The sequence below is a fragment of the Saccharothrix sp. genome, assembly GCF_031180885.1.
Lineage (GTDB): Bacteria > Actinomycetota > Actinomycetes > Mycobacteriales > Pseudonocardiaceae > Actinosynnema.
The window spans coordinates 68,345-82,029 of record NZ_JAPSLK010000025.1; the positions used below are offsets into that span (position 1 = coordinate 68,345).

The 13,685-nt window shown below is 70.4% G+C and carries 12 protein-coding genes; 3 read left to right on the forward strand and 9 right to left on the reverse strand.

Annotation, left to right across the window (positions count from 1 at the left end; translation table 11 throughout):
• Window positions 1-286: 286 nt before the first annotated feature.
• Both RIN75_RS25650 and RIN75_RS25655 read right to left on the reverse strand, forming a co-directional pair.
• Complete coding sequence (locus RIN75_RS25650; protein WP_309114568.1) at window positions 287-1,087, reverse strand: alpha/beta fold hydrolase; 801 nt, start codon at window positions 1,085-1,087, stop codon at window positions 287-289.
• An 89-nt stretch (window positions 1,088-1,176) separates the two neighbouring features.
• On the reverse strand, window positions 1,177-1,614 hold the full coding sequence (locus RIN75_RS25655) for a CoA-binding protein (protein ID WP_309114569.1): 438 nt from the start codon (window positions 1,612-1,614) through the stop codon (window positions 1,177-1,179).
• Between the two features lie 106 nt (window positions 1,615-1,720).
• Here RIN75_RS25655 and RIN75_RS25660 point away from each other — a divergent pair, with 106 nt between their 5' ends.
• The gene (locus RIN75_RS25660) at window positions 1,721-2,980 is read left to right on the forward strand and encodes a PI-PLC domain-containing protein (protein WP_309114570.1); all 1,260 of its coding nucleotides are present in this window, start codon (window positions 1,721-1,723) and stop codon (window positions 2,978-2,980) included.
• Here the strand turns inward: RIN75_RS25660 and RIN75_RS25665 are convergent.
• The 5 genes from RIN75_RS25665 to RIN75_RS25685 form a co-directional block, all read right to left on the reverse strand.
• A complete protein-coding gene (locus RIN75_RS25665) occupies window positions 2,977-3,771 on the reverse strand; it encodes a serine protease (protein WP_309114571.1) in 795 nt (264 codons plus the stop codon). The two genes, RIN75_RS25660 and RIN75_RS25665, sit on opposite strands and share 4 nt — an antisense overlap.
• Window positions 3,772-3,858: 87 nt before the next feature.
• Window positions 3,859-5,016, reverse strand: coding sequence for an acyl-CoA dehydrogenase family protein (locus RIN75_RS25670; protein WP_309114572.1), 1,158 nt, complete (start codon window positions 5,014-5,016; stop codon window positions 3,859-3,861).
• A 1-nt stretch (window position 5,017) separates the two neighbouring features.
• Window positions 5,018-6,088, reverse strand: coding sequence for a CoA transferase (locus RIN75_RS25675; RefSeq protein ID WP_309114573.1), 1,071 nt, complete (start codon window positions 6,086-6,088; stop codon window positions 5,018-5,020).
• The gene (locus RIN75_RS25680; protein WP_309114574.1) at window positions 6,085-7,203 is read right to left on the reverse strand and encodes a Glu/Leu/Phe/Val dehydrogenase dimerization domain-containing protein; all 1,119 of its coding nucleotides are present in this window, start codon (window positions 7,201-7,203) and stop codon (window positions 6,085-6,087) included. The genes RIN75_RS25675 and RIN75_RS25680 overlap by 4 nt, the downstream gene beginning before the upstream one ends.
• Window positions 7,203-8,702, reverse strand: coding sequence for an aldehyde dehydrogenase family protein (locus RIN75_RS25685; protein WP_309114575.1), 1,500 nt, complete (start codon window positions 8,700-8,702; stop codon window positions 7,203-7,205). The genes RIN75_RS25680 and RIN75_RS25685 overlap by 1 nt, the downstream gene beginning before the upstream one ends.
• An 83-nt stretch (window positions 8,703-8,785) precedes the next feature.
• Here RIN75_RS25685 and RIN75_RS25690 point away from each other — a divergent pair, with 83 nt between their 5' ends.
• A complete protein-coding gene (locus RIN75_RS25690; RefSeq protein ID WP_309114576.1) occupies window positions 8,786-9,703 on the forward strand; it encodes a LysR family transcriptional regulator in 918 nt (305 codons plus the stop codon).
• 1 nt (window position 9,704) lies between these two features.
• Here RIN75_RS25690 and RIN75_RS25695 read toward each other — a convergent pair whose 3' ends face one another.
• Both RIN75_RS25695 and RIN75_RS25700 read right to left on the reverse strand, forming a co-directional pair.
• A complete protein-coding gene (locus tag RIN75_RS25695; RefSeq protein ID WP_309114577.1) occupies window positions 9,705-10,211 on the reverse strand; it encodes a DinB family protein in 507 nt (168 codons plus the stop codon).
• Window positions 10,208-11,794 carry a thiamine pyrophosphate-binding protein gene (locus RIN75_RS25700; RefSeq protein ID WP_309114578.1) on the reverse strand — a complete coding sequence of 529 codons (1,587 nt, stop codon included), beginning with the start codon at window positions 11,792-11,794 and terminating at the stop codon, window positions 10,208-10,210. The genes RIN75_RS25695 and RIN75_RS25700 overlap by 4 nt, the downstream gene beginning before the upstream one ends.
• A gap of 821 nt (window positions 11,795-12,615) precedes the next feature.
• Between RIN75_RS25700 and RIN75_RS25705 the strand changes: the two genes are divergently transcribed.
• Window positions 12,616-13,581 carry a hypothetical protein gene (locus RIN75_RS25705; RefSeq protein WP_309114579.1) on the forward strand — a complete coding sequence of 322 codons (966 nt, stop codon included), beginning with the start codon at window positions 12,616-12,618 and terminating at the stop codon, window positions 13,579-13,581.
• The last annotated feature ends 104 nt before the right edge of the window (window positions 13,582-13,685 follow it).

A 13,685-nucleotide genomic window follows, 5' to 3' on the forward strand; every position in this document is an offset into this window, starting at 1 on the left:
GCGTTTGTGAGTGCTGTTGTTGGCGGGATGGCGGCTTGGGGATGGCGCTCTGCGGGTGGCGGGTGGTGGCGGCGGTGGGTGGCGAGCGCGTGGTGGTGGATGGGGTTGGTGGTGGCTTGCGGATGGGGGCCGGCTGACGGTGGGCGGGTGTGTGGCAGGGGGGTGGGGGCCGGGAGGGGTGGTCCGGTGGGCCCGCGTTCCTTTCTCTCTACGGGACGCGTGAGGGTGGGAAAGGTCGCGGATTCTGTATGTCGCTCGATCGGGTGATGTTCGGCTGGGGGCTTTGTCAGGTGGTCAGGAAGGTGGTGATCAGGTGGTTCACCTCGGCCGGTTGCTCGAGGAAGCCGAAGTGGCCGGCGTTCTTGACCTCGGCGTACTGGGCACCCGGAATGGCCTCGGCCACCTCCCTCGCCAGGTGCGGCGGCAGGACGCGGTCGTCTGCGAAGCCGACCACCAGGCACGGGACCCTGACGTTGCGCAGCGCGTCCAAGCGGCTGTCGAACTCGTCCAACTCCATCTGTGCCCGCACACCCGCACCCACCGCCGAACCCGTGAACTCGAAGACGTCCAGCCAGTCGCGGATCGCCATCGGATCGCGGAGGGTCGCGGGGGACAGGTTCAGGACCGCTGTCATCGCCGCGTAGTACCGGCCGGGGAGGGCCACCTGCTCATCGTGTAGGGCACGTTCACCCTGGGAGAGGGCGATCTGGAGAGGGTCGTTGCGGGCTGCGGTGGCCATGAGGACTGCCTTCCCCACCAAGTCGGGGCGGGCCAAGGCCAGCTCCTGGGCCACCCGTGCGCCCATCGAGGTGCCGACTACGTGTGCGGGGCCACCCAGGTGTTCGATCAAGGCCGCGGTGTCGCCTACCAGGTCCTCGATCTTCATGGCGGACGCGCACTCGTCCGTCGGTGGGATGCCGCGGTTGTCGAACGTTGCCACGCGGAAGCCGGCCGCGACGAGTGCAGGGACCTGGTGCGGTTGCCACACCCGCCCGGGGCTGCCGGTGCCCATGATGAGGACCACCAACGGGCCCGTGCCCTGGACGTCGTAGTTGAGGTTGATCCCGTTGAGCTTGGCTACCGGCATGTCGCGAGGTTAGCCGCCGGGCTCCGCCGCACTCTCGGCACGGACGGCTCAACCTGCCTCGGGCTTCGGACAACCGGACAGTTGATCGCTCAGCGGGGGCCGTTGGCGGGCCATTCGATGGCGGGGCAGCGGTTCATGACCATGTCCAGGCCGGCGGCGGTGGTGCGTTCGTACGCCTCCTCGTCGACCACGTCGAGTTGGAACCACACCGCCTTCGCCCCGATCGCCACCGCGGAGTCCGCGAACTCGCCCGCCGCCTCGGACCGGCGGAACACGTCCACGCAGTCGACCGGGAACGGGATGTCGGCCAGCTTCGCGTACCCCTGCTCACCGAGCACGGTCTCGGCGTCCGGGTGCACCGGCACGATCCGCTTCCCCTGCTGTTGCAGGAACCGGGCCACGCCGTACGCCGCCCGGTGCGGGTGGTTGGCCAAGCCCACGATCGCCCATGTCTCACACCCGGCCAGGATGCGCCGGATCTTGTCGGTTTCGCCCCAAGGCTCGGTGCCGCCCCACACTGCGCTCATGTGTCCAGCGTAGGACGAGATCACGTGAAACTCTTTCGCGTTCTATCGGAGTAAGTGATCCTGTGGGGTGTCCGCCGCATCCTCGAAGATCGTCGAGAGGACTGCAATGCGAGCTACCCCTGCACTCGCGACCCTGCTCCTGCTCACAACAGCAACCGCACCAGCGAACGCCGCCGACGACCTCGTCTACCTCCAAAGCGTCACCACCGGCCTCAACGCGGCCGTCTCGGGAACGTCGGTCGTCCAGCACCGACCCAAGGGCAACGAGGACCACCAGCAGTGGAGTGTGAGTGGTCGAACACTCAAAGAAGGTGCCGTCTGCCTGGGACGCGCGGGTGACCAAGCCGTCATGACGGCCTGCGACAGCCCTGACGCGCAGTGGGACATCCAAGCCGCCGGCGACCGCCACCGGCTGCGCGTCCCCGGGACCGACCGCTACCTCATCTCCGCCGGCGACCAGGTACGGATCGGCACCGGCGACGACCTCTGGTACCTCACCCCGGTCAACCCCACCCGCACCCCCGTCCCCCAGGACGGCACCCGCCGCCTCGACCAGGTCACCTTCCTCACCACCCACAACGCCTACGCCAACGGCGTCGACGGCGGCTTCGCCCCACCGTTCGTCAACCTCGCCCCCAACCAGCAACGCGGCATCGCGCAACAACTCGCGGACGGCGTGCGCGCCCTCCAACTCGACATCCACCAGACCCCCGACGGCGCGATCCTGTGCCACAACAGCTGCACCTGGGTCAGCCGCCCGGTCGCGCTCTGGGTGGACGTGCAGAAAGTCGTGGACTTCCTGCGCGCCAACCCCAGCGAGTTCGTCACGATCTTCCTGGAGGACTACGTCTCCGCCCAGGTCCTCAAGAACGAACTGGCCCGCGTCAACGGCCTGCCCGACGTCCTGTTCCGCCCTGACCAAGCCGGCGTCCGCACCAACGGCTGGCCCACCCTGAACACCCTGCGCGCCACCGGAAAACGCCTGATGATCTTCACCGACCACACCCGCTCCGGCGACACCCCGCAACGCGACAGCTTCGGCGTCATGTACCAATCCGAGTGGACGGTGGAGAACCACTGGTCCATGGGACCGGGCCTGGGCACCTCGGACTGGTCCTGCTACAGCCGCTGGTCAACCCCGCTCACCCGCACCGAACCGGGCTTCGTCCCGCTGTTCGTGATGAACCACTTCCGCGACGTCCCGTTCACCAGCACCGCCACCACCGACAACGGCAAGCTCGCCGACCGCGCCCGCCGCTTCTGCGAACCCGCCGCCCGCAAAACCCCCAACTACCTGGCCGTCGACCACTACCACCTGGGCAACCCCATGGCCGCCGTCCAAGCCCTCGCGTCGGAACGCTTCTAAGGCTTGGGCAACGAGCAGTCCGGCGCGGCCAGGTCGAGCACGCTGCCGGGCTTGAGGCACGCCACGAACTCGTGGGTCTGCTGCGCGTAACCGGTGCGGTGGCGAACCGTCACCGCACCGGTTTCGTCCACCTCGCAAGGGTTGTTCAACGTGCAGCTCTCTCCGCGCTCGTTCATCGTGTTGTTCACCGCGACCACCCGCCCCGCCGGGTCGAGGACCGGCGAACCGGAACTGCCCGCGACCGTCTCGCACTCGGGGGTGTAGCGGGCCGAGTCGTGCCAGGTCCACTTGTCCTCGCGCAAGCGGTGGACGAACCCGTCCAGCCGGCACGAGTAGACCTTCTTCCAGTACCCCGAAACCACGTCGATGGCGATGCCGGCGGCGGGCCGTTCCGCCGCCAGTTCCAGCGCCCGCGACCCGGCCGCCTCGACGTCCGAGTACGTCATGGACAGCCGGTACAGGGCCGCGTCGGTGCGGGTCATCGTCGCGTACAGCAAGCGGTCGGCACGCACCATGCGCAGCGAACCCGTGCCCTCGCGGTCGATCAGCGAGAACGAGCGCGACGACGGCCGGTCCACCAGGACGTCCCCGTCCGGCATCATGTGCACGCAGTGCCCGTTGGTCAGCACCAGCGCCGGGTCGGACGGCTGCGCGGTCGGCGTCCGCACCACCGCGCCCGAGCACGTGCTCGACGCGACCGTGCCGGTGAAGTCCGCCGTGACAGCATGCGCGGGCACGGCGGTCGCGAGCAGGATGAGCACGGCGACCGCCACCGACCCGAGCTTGGCCACGGAATCCTCCTGGAGTGGGGTTCCGGGGCATGAAACCACCGACCCGGCGGCGGTGTCCGATCGAGCACCACCGCCGGGCGACGGAATTCACCGGTACGCGGGAATCCCGGTCAGGGCGTGACCGAGCGCGAGCGTGTGGATCTCCGACGTGCCCTCGTAGGTCAGCACCGATTCGAGGTTGTTCGCGTGCCGCAACGGCGAGTACTCCAGCGAAATGCCGTTCGCCCCCAGTATCGTGCGCGCCTCGCGGGCCACGGCGATCGCCGACTCGACGTTGTTCAGCTTGCCCGCGCTGATCTGCTCGGGCCGCAGCACACCCTTCTCCTTCAACCCGGCCAGGTGCAGGGCAAGCAACATGCTGTTGCCCACCGCGAGCGACATCGACGCCAGTTTCCGCTGCGTGAGCTGGAAAGCGGCGATCGGCTTGTCGAACTGCACCCGCGTCCCGGCGTAGTCGCGCGCCACCCGGAAGCTGTCCAGAGCCGCCCCGACCGCGCCGAACACGATGCCGAACCGGGCTTCGTTCAGGCACGACAGGGGAGCGCCGAGGCTCGTGGCCAGCGGCAGGCGAGCGCTTTCCGGCAGCCGGACGTCCTCCAGCACCAGTTCCGACGTCACCGACGCCCGCATGGACAGCTTGCCCTTGATGTCCCGCGTGCTGAACCCGGGCGTGCCGCGCGGCACGAGGAACCCGCGCACGCCCTCGTCCGTGTTCGCCCACACCGTCGCGACGTCGGCCCAACCACCGTTGGTGATCCACATCTTGGTGCCGTTGAGCACCCAGTCGCCGCCCTGCCGCACGGCCCGCGTGCGCATGCCGGACGGGTTGCTGCCGAAGTCCGGCTCGGTCAAGCCGAAGCAGCCGATCGCCTCACCGGACGCCAAGCGCGGCAACCACTCCTGCTTCTGCTCCTCCGACCCGTACTTCCAGATCGAGAACATCGACAGCGAGCCCTGCACCGACACGAAACTCCGGATGCCGCTGTCCACGGCCTCCAGTTCCAGGCACGCCAAGCCGTACGCGGTGGCGGATGCGCCGGCGCACCCGTAGCCGGTCAGGTGCATCCCGAGCACGCCGAGTTTGCCCAGCTCACCGGCGATGTCCCGGGGCAGGGCGCCGGCCTCGAACCACTCGGCCACGTGCGGCCGGACGCGGTCGGCCAGGTAACGCTCCACGGTGGACTGGATGTCCCGGTCCTCGTCGTTCAACAGGGAGGGGATGTCCAGCAGGGTCAACGGGTCCACGTCACTCCAGGTCGGGCGGCGGCAACCGGTAGGTCGCCGGGGTTTCGGACAGGCGGATGGGGTTGGCGACCAGGGTCAGGCCGCCGACGTCGACGGTCGGGCGCAGGTCCAGCGACTCGGCCAACTCGACCGCGCCCGCGATGTCGTTGACCGGCCCGCACGGCACGCCCAGCGGCGTGAGCAGGGCGAACCAGTCGACGGCCGGGCGGGTGCGCAGGCGCGCGGAGAGCAGGTCCGCCAGCGCGTCCACGTGCGCGACGCGGTCGGAGTTGGTGGCGAACCTCGGGTCGGGGTCGAGGTCCAGCGCATCCCACAGCCGTTCGAACTGCCGGTCGTTGCCCACGGCCAGCACGATCGGCTTGTCGGCGGTGGGGAACACCTCGTACGGCGCGATCGACGGGTGCCGGTTGCCCATGAACCCCGGGACGACACCGGCGAGCGTGTACGCGGCCGTCTGGTTCACCATGCTGGACAACAACACCGACAACAGGTCCACCTCGACCAGTTGCCCCTCGCCGGTGCGGTCCCGGTGGCGCAGCGCGGCCAGGATGCCGACGGCGGCGTGCACACCGGTCAGCACGTCCACCAGCGCGACCCCGACCTTGGTCGGCTCGGTCGTGCCGGTGACGCTCATCAGCCCACCGACCGCCTGCACCAGCAGGTCGTACCCCGGCAGCGCCGCGCCTTCGCCCGCGCCGAACCCGGTCACCGAGCAGTACACAAGGCGTTTGTGCTCCGCACGCAGTGACGGGTAGTCGAGGCCGAAGCGCTGCATGGTGCCCGGCCGGAAGTTCTCCACGACCACGTCCGCGCCCAGCGCCAGCTCCCGGGCTTCCGCGAGGCCCCTCGACGTGGCCAGGTCGATCGTGCGCGAGACCTTGTTGCGATTGACCGAAAGGAAGTACGTGGCCCGGCCGTGCGCGTACGGCGGACCCCACGCCCGCGTCTCGTCGCCGCGCGGGTGCTCGATCTTGATCACCTCGGCGCCCAGGTCGGCCAGCACCATGGTCGCGTAGGGCGCGGCCAGCACGCGGCCGAAGTCGGCGATGACGATCCCGTCGAGCGCGCTCACGCGACCCGTCCCTTCAGTCGCATGGCCGCCAGCACCCGTTCCTGGGCGACGGCCCGTGCGGTCTCGTGCGGTGTGACGCCCCGGGAAGCGCTTTCCGCCACCACGAACGCCGCGTTCGCCCGCAACTTCCGGGACACAGCGTCCATCACCACGACCGGGTCGACGGGGAACGGCGAATACCGTGCGTCCATGCCGTAAGCCGCCGCCACGACACCGCCCGCGTTGGCGATGAAGTCCGGCACGACGGTGATCCCGCGCGCCGCCAGCACTTCCTGCGCCTCCACCGACGTCGGCAGGTTCGCGCCCTCCACGACCAGGGAAGCGCTTACCCGACTCGCCAGCGAGGTGTCCAAGACGTCCTGCGTGGCTGCCGGCACGAGGATGTCGCACGGCGCAACGAGTTCCTCGCCGAGCGGCTGCACCGGACTGTACTCGGTCACCGCGTCGTCACCCAGCTCGTCCCGCAGCCCCAACAGCTTCGGCACGTCCAGCCCGTCCGGGTCCAGCACCGCCCCGCGCACCGACGACACCGCGACCACGACGGCACCCAGTTCCGCGAACCGCCGCACCGCCGCCGCCCCGACCGCGCCGAACCCCTGCACCGCGACCCGCTTGTCCCGCAAGGGAAGCAGCTCGTCCGCGACCTCAGCGACGCCGAACCCGGTGACCCCCAGCTCGTCGTAGGGCAACCCGCCCAACGCGGCCGGCGCGCCCATCATCGCGCCCCGGTCACCCAGTTCGTCCTGCACGATCGCCGCGTCCCGCTCGGTGAGCCCCATGTCCAGACCCAGCACGTACTCGCGCGGCACCTCGTTGGACAGCGCCCGCGCGAACGCCCGCAGCGCCCGCTCCTTGTCCGGCGACGCCGGGTCGAACGCGATGCCCGCCTTGGCCCCGCCGAAGAACAGGTCGACGCCGGCCCACTTCCACGTCATGACCCGCGCCAGCCGCGCCACCTCCGCCGCGGTCACGGTCGGCGACATGCGCGTGCCGCCCTTGCCCATGCCGCGCGCGGTGTTGTCGATGACCAGCACGCCCTTCATGCCGGTGCGCCGGTCGGACACGGCGACGACCTTCTCCGGACCCCACTCGTCCACCAGGTCGAGGACGTCCATCAGCCGTCCAGCCGGAAGCCCAGGTCGGCCTCGACCGACAGCGTGTCCATCTGCGCCTTCTGCAACGAGCCCGAGTAGTCCCAGTTCATCGACTGCCAGCGGGTGAACTGGTCGAGCACCCACACCCCGGACTGGCGGGAACCGTTGCCGGACTTGCCGTTCCCGCCGAACGGCAGGTGCGCCTCCGCGCCCGAGGTCGAGTTGTTGACGCTCACCATGCCCGCGCTGATCCCACTTCGGAACGCGAACACCTTGTTCGGGTCGGTGGTGTAGATGGCGCTCGACAGGCCGTAACCGGGCAGGTTGGCGAGTTCGACGGCCTCGTCCAGCGTCCGGTACGGCGTCACGCCCACGATCGGGCCGAACGTCTCGTTGAGGAACAGCTCGTCGTCGGGCCGCACACCGGACACGATCACCGGGTGGTAGAACAGGCCCGCCTCCGGGTCGCCGAGGAAGCCCTTGCGGGGGTTGGTGCTCGTGATCCGGCCGACGCCGGTCGACCCGTGCGTGGTGTGGTGGTCGCGAACCCAGCCCAGGTACTCCTCGTAGGACGCGGCGAACTTGCCGTCCAGCATCGGCCCGTACAGCACGTCGCCGAACGGGTTGCCCACCACCGCCGCCTCGGTCGCCGCCGCGAACCGGCGCAGGAACTCGTCGTGCACCGACTCGTGCACGATGGCCGTGCCCAGGGACGTGCAGCGCTGCCCGCCGGTGCCGAACCCGGAGAACAGCGCGCCCTGCACCGCGAGGTCGAGGTCGGCGTCCTCGGTGACCACCATGGGGTTCTTGCCGCCCAGCTCCAGGCACGGCGACTGGAGGTGCCGCCCGCACAGCGCGCCGATCAGCGCGCCGACCTCGGACGACCCGGTGAAGCCGACCTTGTCCACCAACCGCTCCTGGAGAGCGCTCTCCAGACCCCGGAACGTCTCCGACCCCTCGGCGAAGACGATGTTCAGCACGCCTTCCGGCAGGCTGGACGCGGCGAAGATGTCGTAGAAAGCCCGCGCGGACGCGGCGGAGTACTCGGCGGGCTTCCACACGACCGTGTTGCCGCACAGCAGCGCGGGCACGATGTACCAGGACGGCACGGCCACCGGGAAGTTGCCCGCGGTGATGAACGCCGTCACGCCGACCGGGTTGCGGAAGGTGAACAGCTGCTTGTCCGGCATCTCCGACGGCACGGTCTGCCCGTAGAGCCGGCGGCCCTCGCCGACGAAGAACGCGCACGTGTCGGCGATCTCCTGGACCTCGCCGCGCGCCTCGGCCAGCGGCTTGCCGATCTCGCGGGTGACCAGGCGGGCCAGCGCCTCGGCGTTGGCCTCGACCAGCTTGCCGATGTTGGCGACCACCTGGCCCCGGACCGGCGCGGGCACCCGGGCCCAGTCGCGTTGGGCCTGCTTGGCGCGCCGCGCGGCGGCGGTGAACTCGCCCGCGCCGACCAGTTCGACGGTGGTGACGACGTCCGCGAGGTCGGCGGGGTTGGTGGACACGTAGGTCATGGTGCTCAAGCCTGGTGTGCGGCGCGCCGTCGTGCCAACTCCGCCAGCGTGAAACCTCGCGGGCGCGAGCATAAGCTGAGCTGGTGCTGAACCCGGTCCACCTGCGCACGCTGGTCGAGGTCGTGAAGACCGGCTCGTTCGCGGAGGCCGCGCGGTCGCTGGGGTACACGTCGTCGGCGGTGTCGCAGCAGGTGTCGGCGTTCGAGCGGGCGGTCGGGGTGACCCTGTTCGAGCGGGAGGCGCACAGCATCCGGCCCGCGTCGGCGGCGCTGTTCATCGCCGAGCGCGGCGCGGAACTGCTGGCGGCCTTGGACGGGTTCGAGCAGGAGATCGCGGGCATGGTGAAGGGCCTGCGCGGCCGGCTGCGCCTGGGCACGTTCCCGACCGCGTCCGCCCGGGTCGTGCCGCACGCGGTGGCCCGGCTGACCGCCGAGCGGCCCGACGCGGAGATCCTGCTCGACGAGGCCGAACCGGACGACGTGCTGCCGCTGGTGCTCGACGGTTCGCTGGACCTGGCCCTGGTGTACGCCTACGACCTGGTCCCGCGCACGTGGCCGGACGAGCTGACCGTGTTGCCGCTGCTGACCGAGTCGCTGCTCGTGGTGCTGCCGGAGGGGCACGCGGCGGCGCGTGCTCACGTTCGGATCGAGGATCTGCGGGACGAGCGGTGGGTGTCCAGCCGGGACGGGACGGCGGGCTCGACGTGCGCTGTGCGGCTGTGCGCGGCGCACGGGTTCACGCCCCGGATCACCTTCCGGAGCAACGATTACGGCGTGGTGCAGGGGCTCGTGCGGGCCGGGGTGGGCGTGGCTCTGGTGCCTGCCTTGGGCTACGAGGCGCTGCCGGGGACGGTCGGTCGGCTCGTGCGCGGGAAACCGTTGCGGCGGCACGTGTTCGCGATCCACCGCACGGCCAACGCGAACCCGTTGCTGCGGGACGCGCTGACCGCGTTGGCGGCGGCGTGCGACCTGGTGGCCGACGAGCACCTGGCTCGGGCTTAGGTCACTCGCCCTTCTCGCCGTCGGCCAGTTCGCGCAGGAAGTCGAGGTGGCCGACGTGCCGGCCGGTCTCCTGGACCAGGTGGGCGAGCACCCAGCGCAACGTCCGGCCCTTGCCGTCGCGGTCGGCGCGGGTGCGGTCGCCGGGCGCGAGACCCGCGATGGCCTGCGCGGAACGCTCCCACTCGGCGCGGTAGTCGGCCAGCACGGAGTCCACGGTCTCGTGGTCCTCGATCAGCCAGGAGGCGTCGGCGTCCTTGCCCCACAGGGCGGGGACGTCCTGCCCGCCGGCCTCGATGGACAGCCAGTAGCGCTCGACGGCGATCAAGTGCTTGATCACGCCCAGCGCCGTGACGACGGGGGAGGTGGGGATCGGCGCGGTCGTGGCCAGGTCGCGGCTCAGGCCCTCGACCTTGCCGACCGCGGTCAGGCGCAGGAAGGTGAGGAAGTCGGTGAGCAGGCGCAACTCGTCGTCGGCCGCGGCGGGCGGCCACACACGGTTCGAACTCATGTTCGAACCTTACGGTACCAGCGGGGCGAGGTGTTCACCGGAGGCTTCAGCGCGGCTTTGACGACCAGGACGTTGGGACCGTCTGTGGTTGTGCAGTGGGTCAGGCGTTCGGTGAAGTCGGTGCCGAAGCCGTCCACGGTGGACGATTCGACGCCGAAGCTCCGGGCCAGGGCGGCGAAGTCCGGGGTGTGCAGGTCGACGCCGTGGGCCGGGTGGCCGGCTTGGACCTGGTCGTAGCGGAGCATCCCGTAGCCGCCGTCGTCGACCAGGACGACCGTGACCGGGAGGTGCTCCTGGGCGGCGGTGGCCAGGTCGCCGCAGGCGAACAGGAAGCCGCCGTCGCCGCAGACGGCGATGGTGCGTCCGGTGAGGGCGGCGCCGAGGGCGGCGGGGAAGCCGAAGCCGAGCGTGCCCCAGCCGACCGGGTAGGCCAGCGTGCGGGGTCGGGTGACCCGGTGGAAGCCGCCGATCCAGTAGCCCGCGATGCACATGTCCGCGACGACCCGGTGGCCTTCGAGTGCTTTGAGCAGTCCCTTGACCTGCGGTTCGTCTTGTGCGATGGCTTGTTGGGCGATCTTGTTCAGGTCTTGCACGCGTTGCGCGGTGCCGTTGGGCGGCCGGTGGTCGAGGGCTTTGACCAGGGCTTCGGTGACGGTGCGGGCGTCGCCGCGGAGGGTGACGTCGGGCGGGTAGTTGCGGATGGTGTCGACGTTGATGGACAGCAGCTTGGGCGGGGCTGGTTGGAGCCAGTTCTGGGTCATCATGCCGTCGAAGTCGCTGCCGATGCCGATGACCAGGTCCGCCTCGTCCCAGAGGGCGCCGATCTCGGGGAGGTGGACCGGTCCGTGCACGATGTGTGAGTGGTTGACCAGTCCCTTGGCGGCGTAGGTGGTGAGGATCGGGGCGTCCAGGCGGTCGGCGAGTTCGGCGATGGCAGGGCCGGCCTGTGCGCGTTGTGCGCCGCCGCCGGCCCAGATGAGGGGGCGGTGGGCGGTGGCGATGAGGTCGAGGGCGGCGTCGAGGGGCGGGGTGACCTGGGGGTTCTCCGGGATCTTGTGCCAGGGGCCGGTGTCTGCGGTGAGGTGGTCGGTGGGGATGCCGAGGTAGACGGGGCCCTGCGGGGCGGTGGTGGCGAGGTGGGCGGCGTTGTCGGTGTAGGTGCCGAGGTCGAGGGGGTGGCGCAGGGTCCAGCCGCCTTTGACGACGGGGAGGAACATGGCGCGCTGGTCGCGGGTTTCGTGCAGGACGCCCCGGTACTCGCCGGGTCGGCGCAGGTGGGAGGGGATGTCGGTGGCGATGACGAGGACCGGCGACCCCGAGGCCATCGCCTCTCCCGTTGCTCCGAGGCAGTTGGCAGCTCCCGGCCCGGTGGTCACGACCGCAACCCCAAGTCGCCCGGTCGCCCGCGCGTACCCGTCGGCGGCGTAGACGGCGGTCTGCTCGTGCCGCACCCCGACCAGCCGGATGGGCGACTCGCGCAGGGCTTCCCAGACGGGCAGGTTGTGGACCCCGGGCAACCCGAAGACCACCTCAACCCCATGCGCCGACAAAACCTCAACCAACCGCCCCGCACCGCTCACCATGGGCTGAAACTAGGGACCGCACACGGCACACGGCAATGAACCACCCCAAACCCTGTCGCTCAGCCCCAGCCCCACTAACCCGCCACCCCGCACACCCCGCCACCCGCGCACACCTGCCGCCCGCACGCCCCGCACACCCGCCGCCCGCGCACACCCCCCCGCACACCCGCCGCCCGCGCACACCCGCCGAGCCGAACTCCGCAAGCGGGGACTCCGCCGAGCCGAGCCGCGCCGCCGAGCCGGACGCTGCCATCGCCACCGGCGCGCAGACTCGGCTCATCACGAGTGCTCGGATGTGCCCACAACCGGCCCGAACCCAAAGGCCTCGCGTCCGCCGCGCCGAACCACCTAAAGCGCCGAAGATCGCGCACCCGCCCGCACATCGCGATCACCGTCCCTGTGAGGACGAACCGCGAAGGCTATATACAGAGCAAAGTTCGGCCGCCGGACGGAGGCTTCGCGTTCGATCAAGGGGCGGCCGCCGGCCCCCGATCACCATTCTCCCAGACGGGTACGACAATTCGCCGTTCACGCGACCGCGGGAGCAAGCGACCAAGCGACCAAGCATCCAACATGGCAACACGGCAACACGCGCCGGCCGCCAAAGCGAGTGAGGCGCGGTAAAGCGTCGTGAGGGGCTGGTAACCTCTGAAGTGGCGTGTGTGGGCAGACGTGAGGCTGGAGCCACCTCCCGGCAAACGGGTGGCATGATCCGCCGCGGGGTGTGGGCACCCCTGTCCTCGTTTCGACCTTCATCCGATCACCAGACGCGTGTGCCGCGTCCTTGTGCGCCGAGCCGGGCGGCGGGAGCGAGGACCGCGATGTCACGTTCGTCGTTGACCGAACAATTGGTCGACCTGCGCCGGCGCTACACCGGTGAAAACCTCTCCCAGGCGGTTCCCGCCGTAAAAACCGTGTTGCACAACCTGCCCGACGACCGGCGGGAGCGGGTGGTCGACGCGCTGCACGGCAAGGCCGACGTCCGAGGGCTGTTCCTGCCCGACGCGCCCACCGACGACCAGCGGTCGCTGGAGTGCGTCCTGCTGCAGACCGCCACCGACGCGGCCTCCCACCTGCAACTACGCCCGCCCGCCTCGATGCTGCGGCCCGCGCACGTCTTCAAAGCCGTCGAACCCGGCGAACACCCGCGCCTGCACCTCACCGAGCACGCCCTCGGCCCGCTCCTCTACGAACTCCTACCCCGTTACGAGGACCGCTGGGTCGCGGGCGTCCCCGGCCTCCGCATCACCAGGCACCCCCGCTCCGCTGAGATCCGCCTCCTCGACCTCGACGCGAGCGCGATCCTCTCCGGCGTCGACGACGCGGCCTGGGCGGTCGGCATGAAGTACGTCCGAAACCTCCTCAAGGGCCGTGACCTGCACGGACCCTTCATCGAAGGCCCCCTCGCCGCGGTCGAGGAAGAACACCTCGCCGAACACCCCCGCCCCAACGGCCTGGGCAGCGCCGTCCTGCGCCGCTACCACCTCTTCACCACCGCCCCCTGGATCCGCTCCCTCCCCCGCGGGGACGAGTGGTGGCTGGAGTGGCCGCAGAGCCTCGGTGTCACGACCGTCGCCGACCGCCTGCTCGACCCCGTCTTCGGCGTCCCGAGCGCCACCGAGGTGCCCAGCTCGACCGGCGGACTGGGCCTCGGCACCGGCTGGTACGACCTCTACCTGCGGGAGGTCGAAGCCCCCGACCCGGCCGGCGAGGAGGCGCTGGGCGACTTCGAGTGGCCCGAGGGGGTCACCGGTTGGTGGGAGCCGCCGCAGAAGACGGCCACGTAAACAACCTTCACGGGTGAAGGGCGGAAGGCCAGCTCAGGGCACTGTGAACCGACGGAGTGACATCGGTGTCGGCGATCACGGTGCGACGCCGGCCGTCCGCCCGT

What these genes read in the sequence shown, in the direction of transcription:
- RIN75_RS25655 (WP_309114569.1), bottom strand. Translation starts at nt 1,614, where the DNA reads ATGAGCGCAGTGTGGGGCGGCACCGAGCCTTGGGGCGAAACCGACAAG.
- RIN75_RS25680 (WP_309114574.1), bottom strand. Translation starts at nt 7,203, where the DNA reads ATGGACGTCCTCGACCTGGTGGACGAGTGGGGTCCGGAGAAGGTCGTC.
- RIN75_RS25700 (WP_309114578.1), bottom strand. Translation starts at nt 11,794, where the DNA reads ATGGTGAGCGGTGCGGGGCGGTTGGTTGAGGTTTTGTCGGCGCATGGG.
- RIN75_RS25650 (WP_309114568.1), bottom strand. Translation starts at nt 1,087, where the DNA reads ATGCCGGTAGCCAAGCTCAACGGGATCAACCTCAACTACGACGTCCAG.
- RIN75_RS25695 (WP_309114577.1), bottom strand. Translation starts at nt 10,211, where the DNA reads ATGAGTTCGAACCGTGTGTGGCCGCCCGCCGCGGCCGACGACGAGTTG.
- RIN75_RS25705 (WP_309114579.1), top strand. Translation starts at nt 12,616, where the DNA reads ATGTCACGTTCGTCGTTGACCGAACAATTGGTCGACCTGCGCCGGCGC.
- RIN75_RS25685 (WP_309114575.1), bottom strand. Translation starts at nt 8,702, where the DNA reads ATGACCTACGTGTCCACCAACCCCGCCGACCTCGCGGACGTCGTCACC.
- RIN75_RS25660 (WP_309114570.1), top strand. Translation starts at nt 1,721, where the DNA reads ATGCGAGCTACCCCTGCACTCGCGACCCTGCTCCTGCTCACAACAGCA.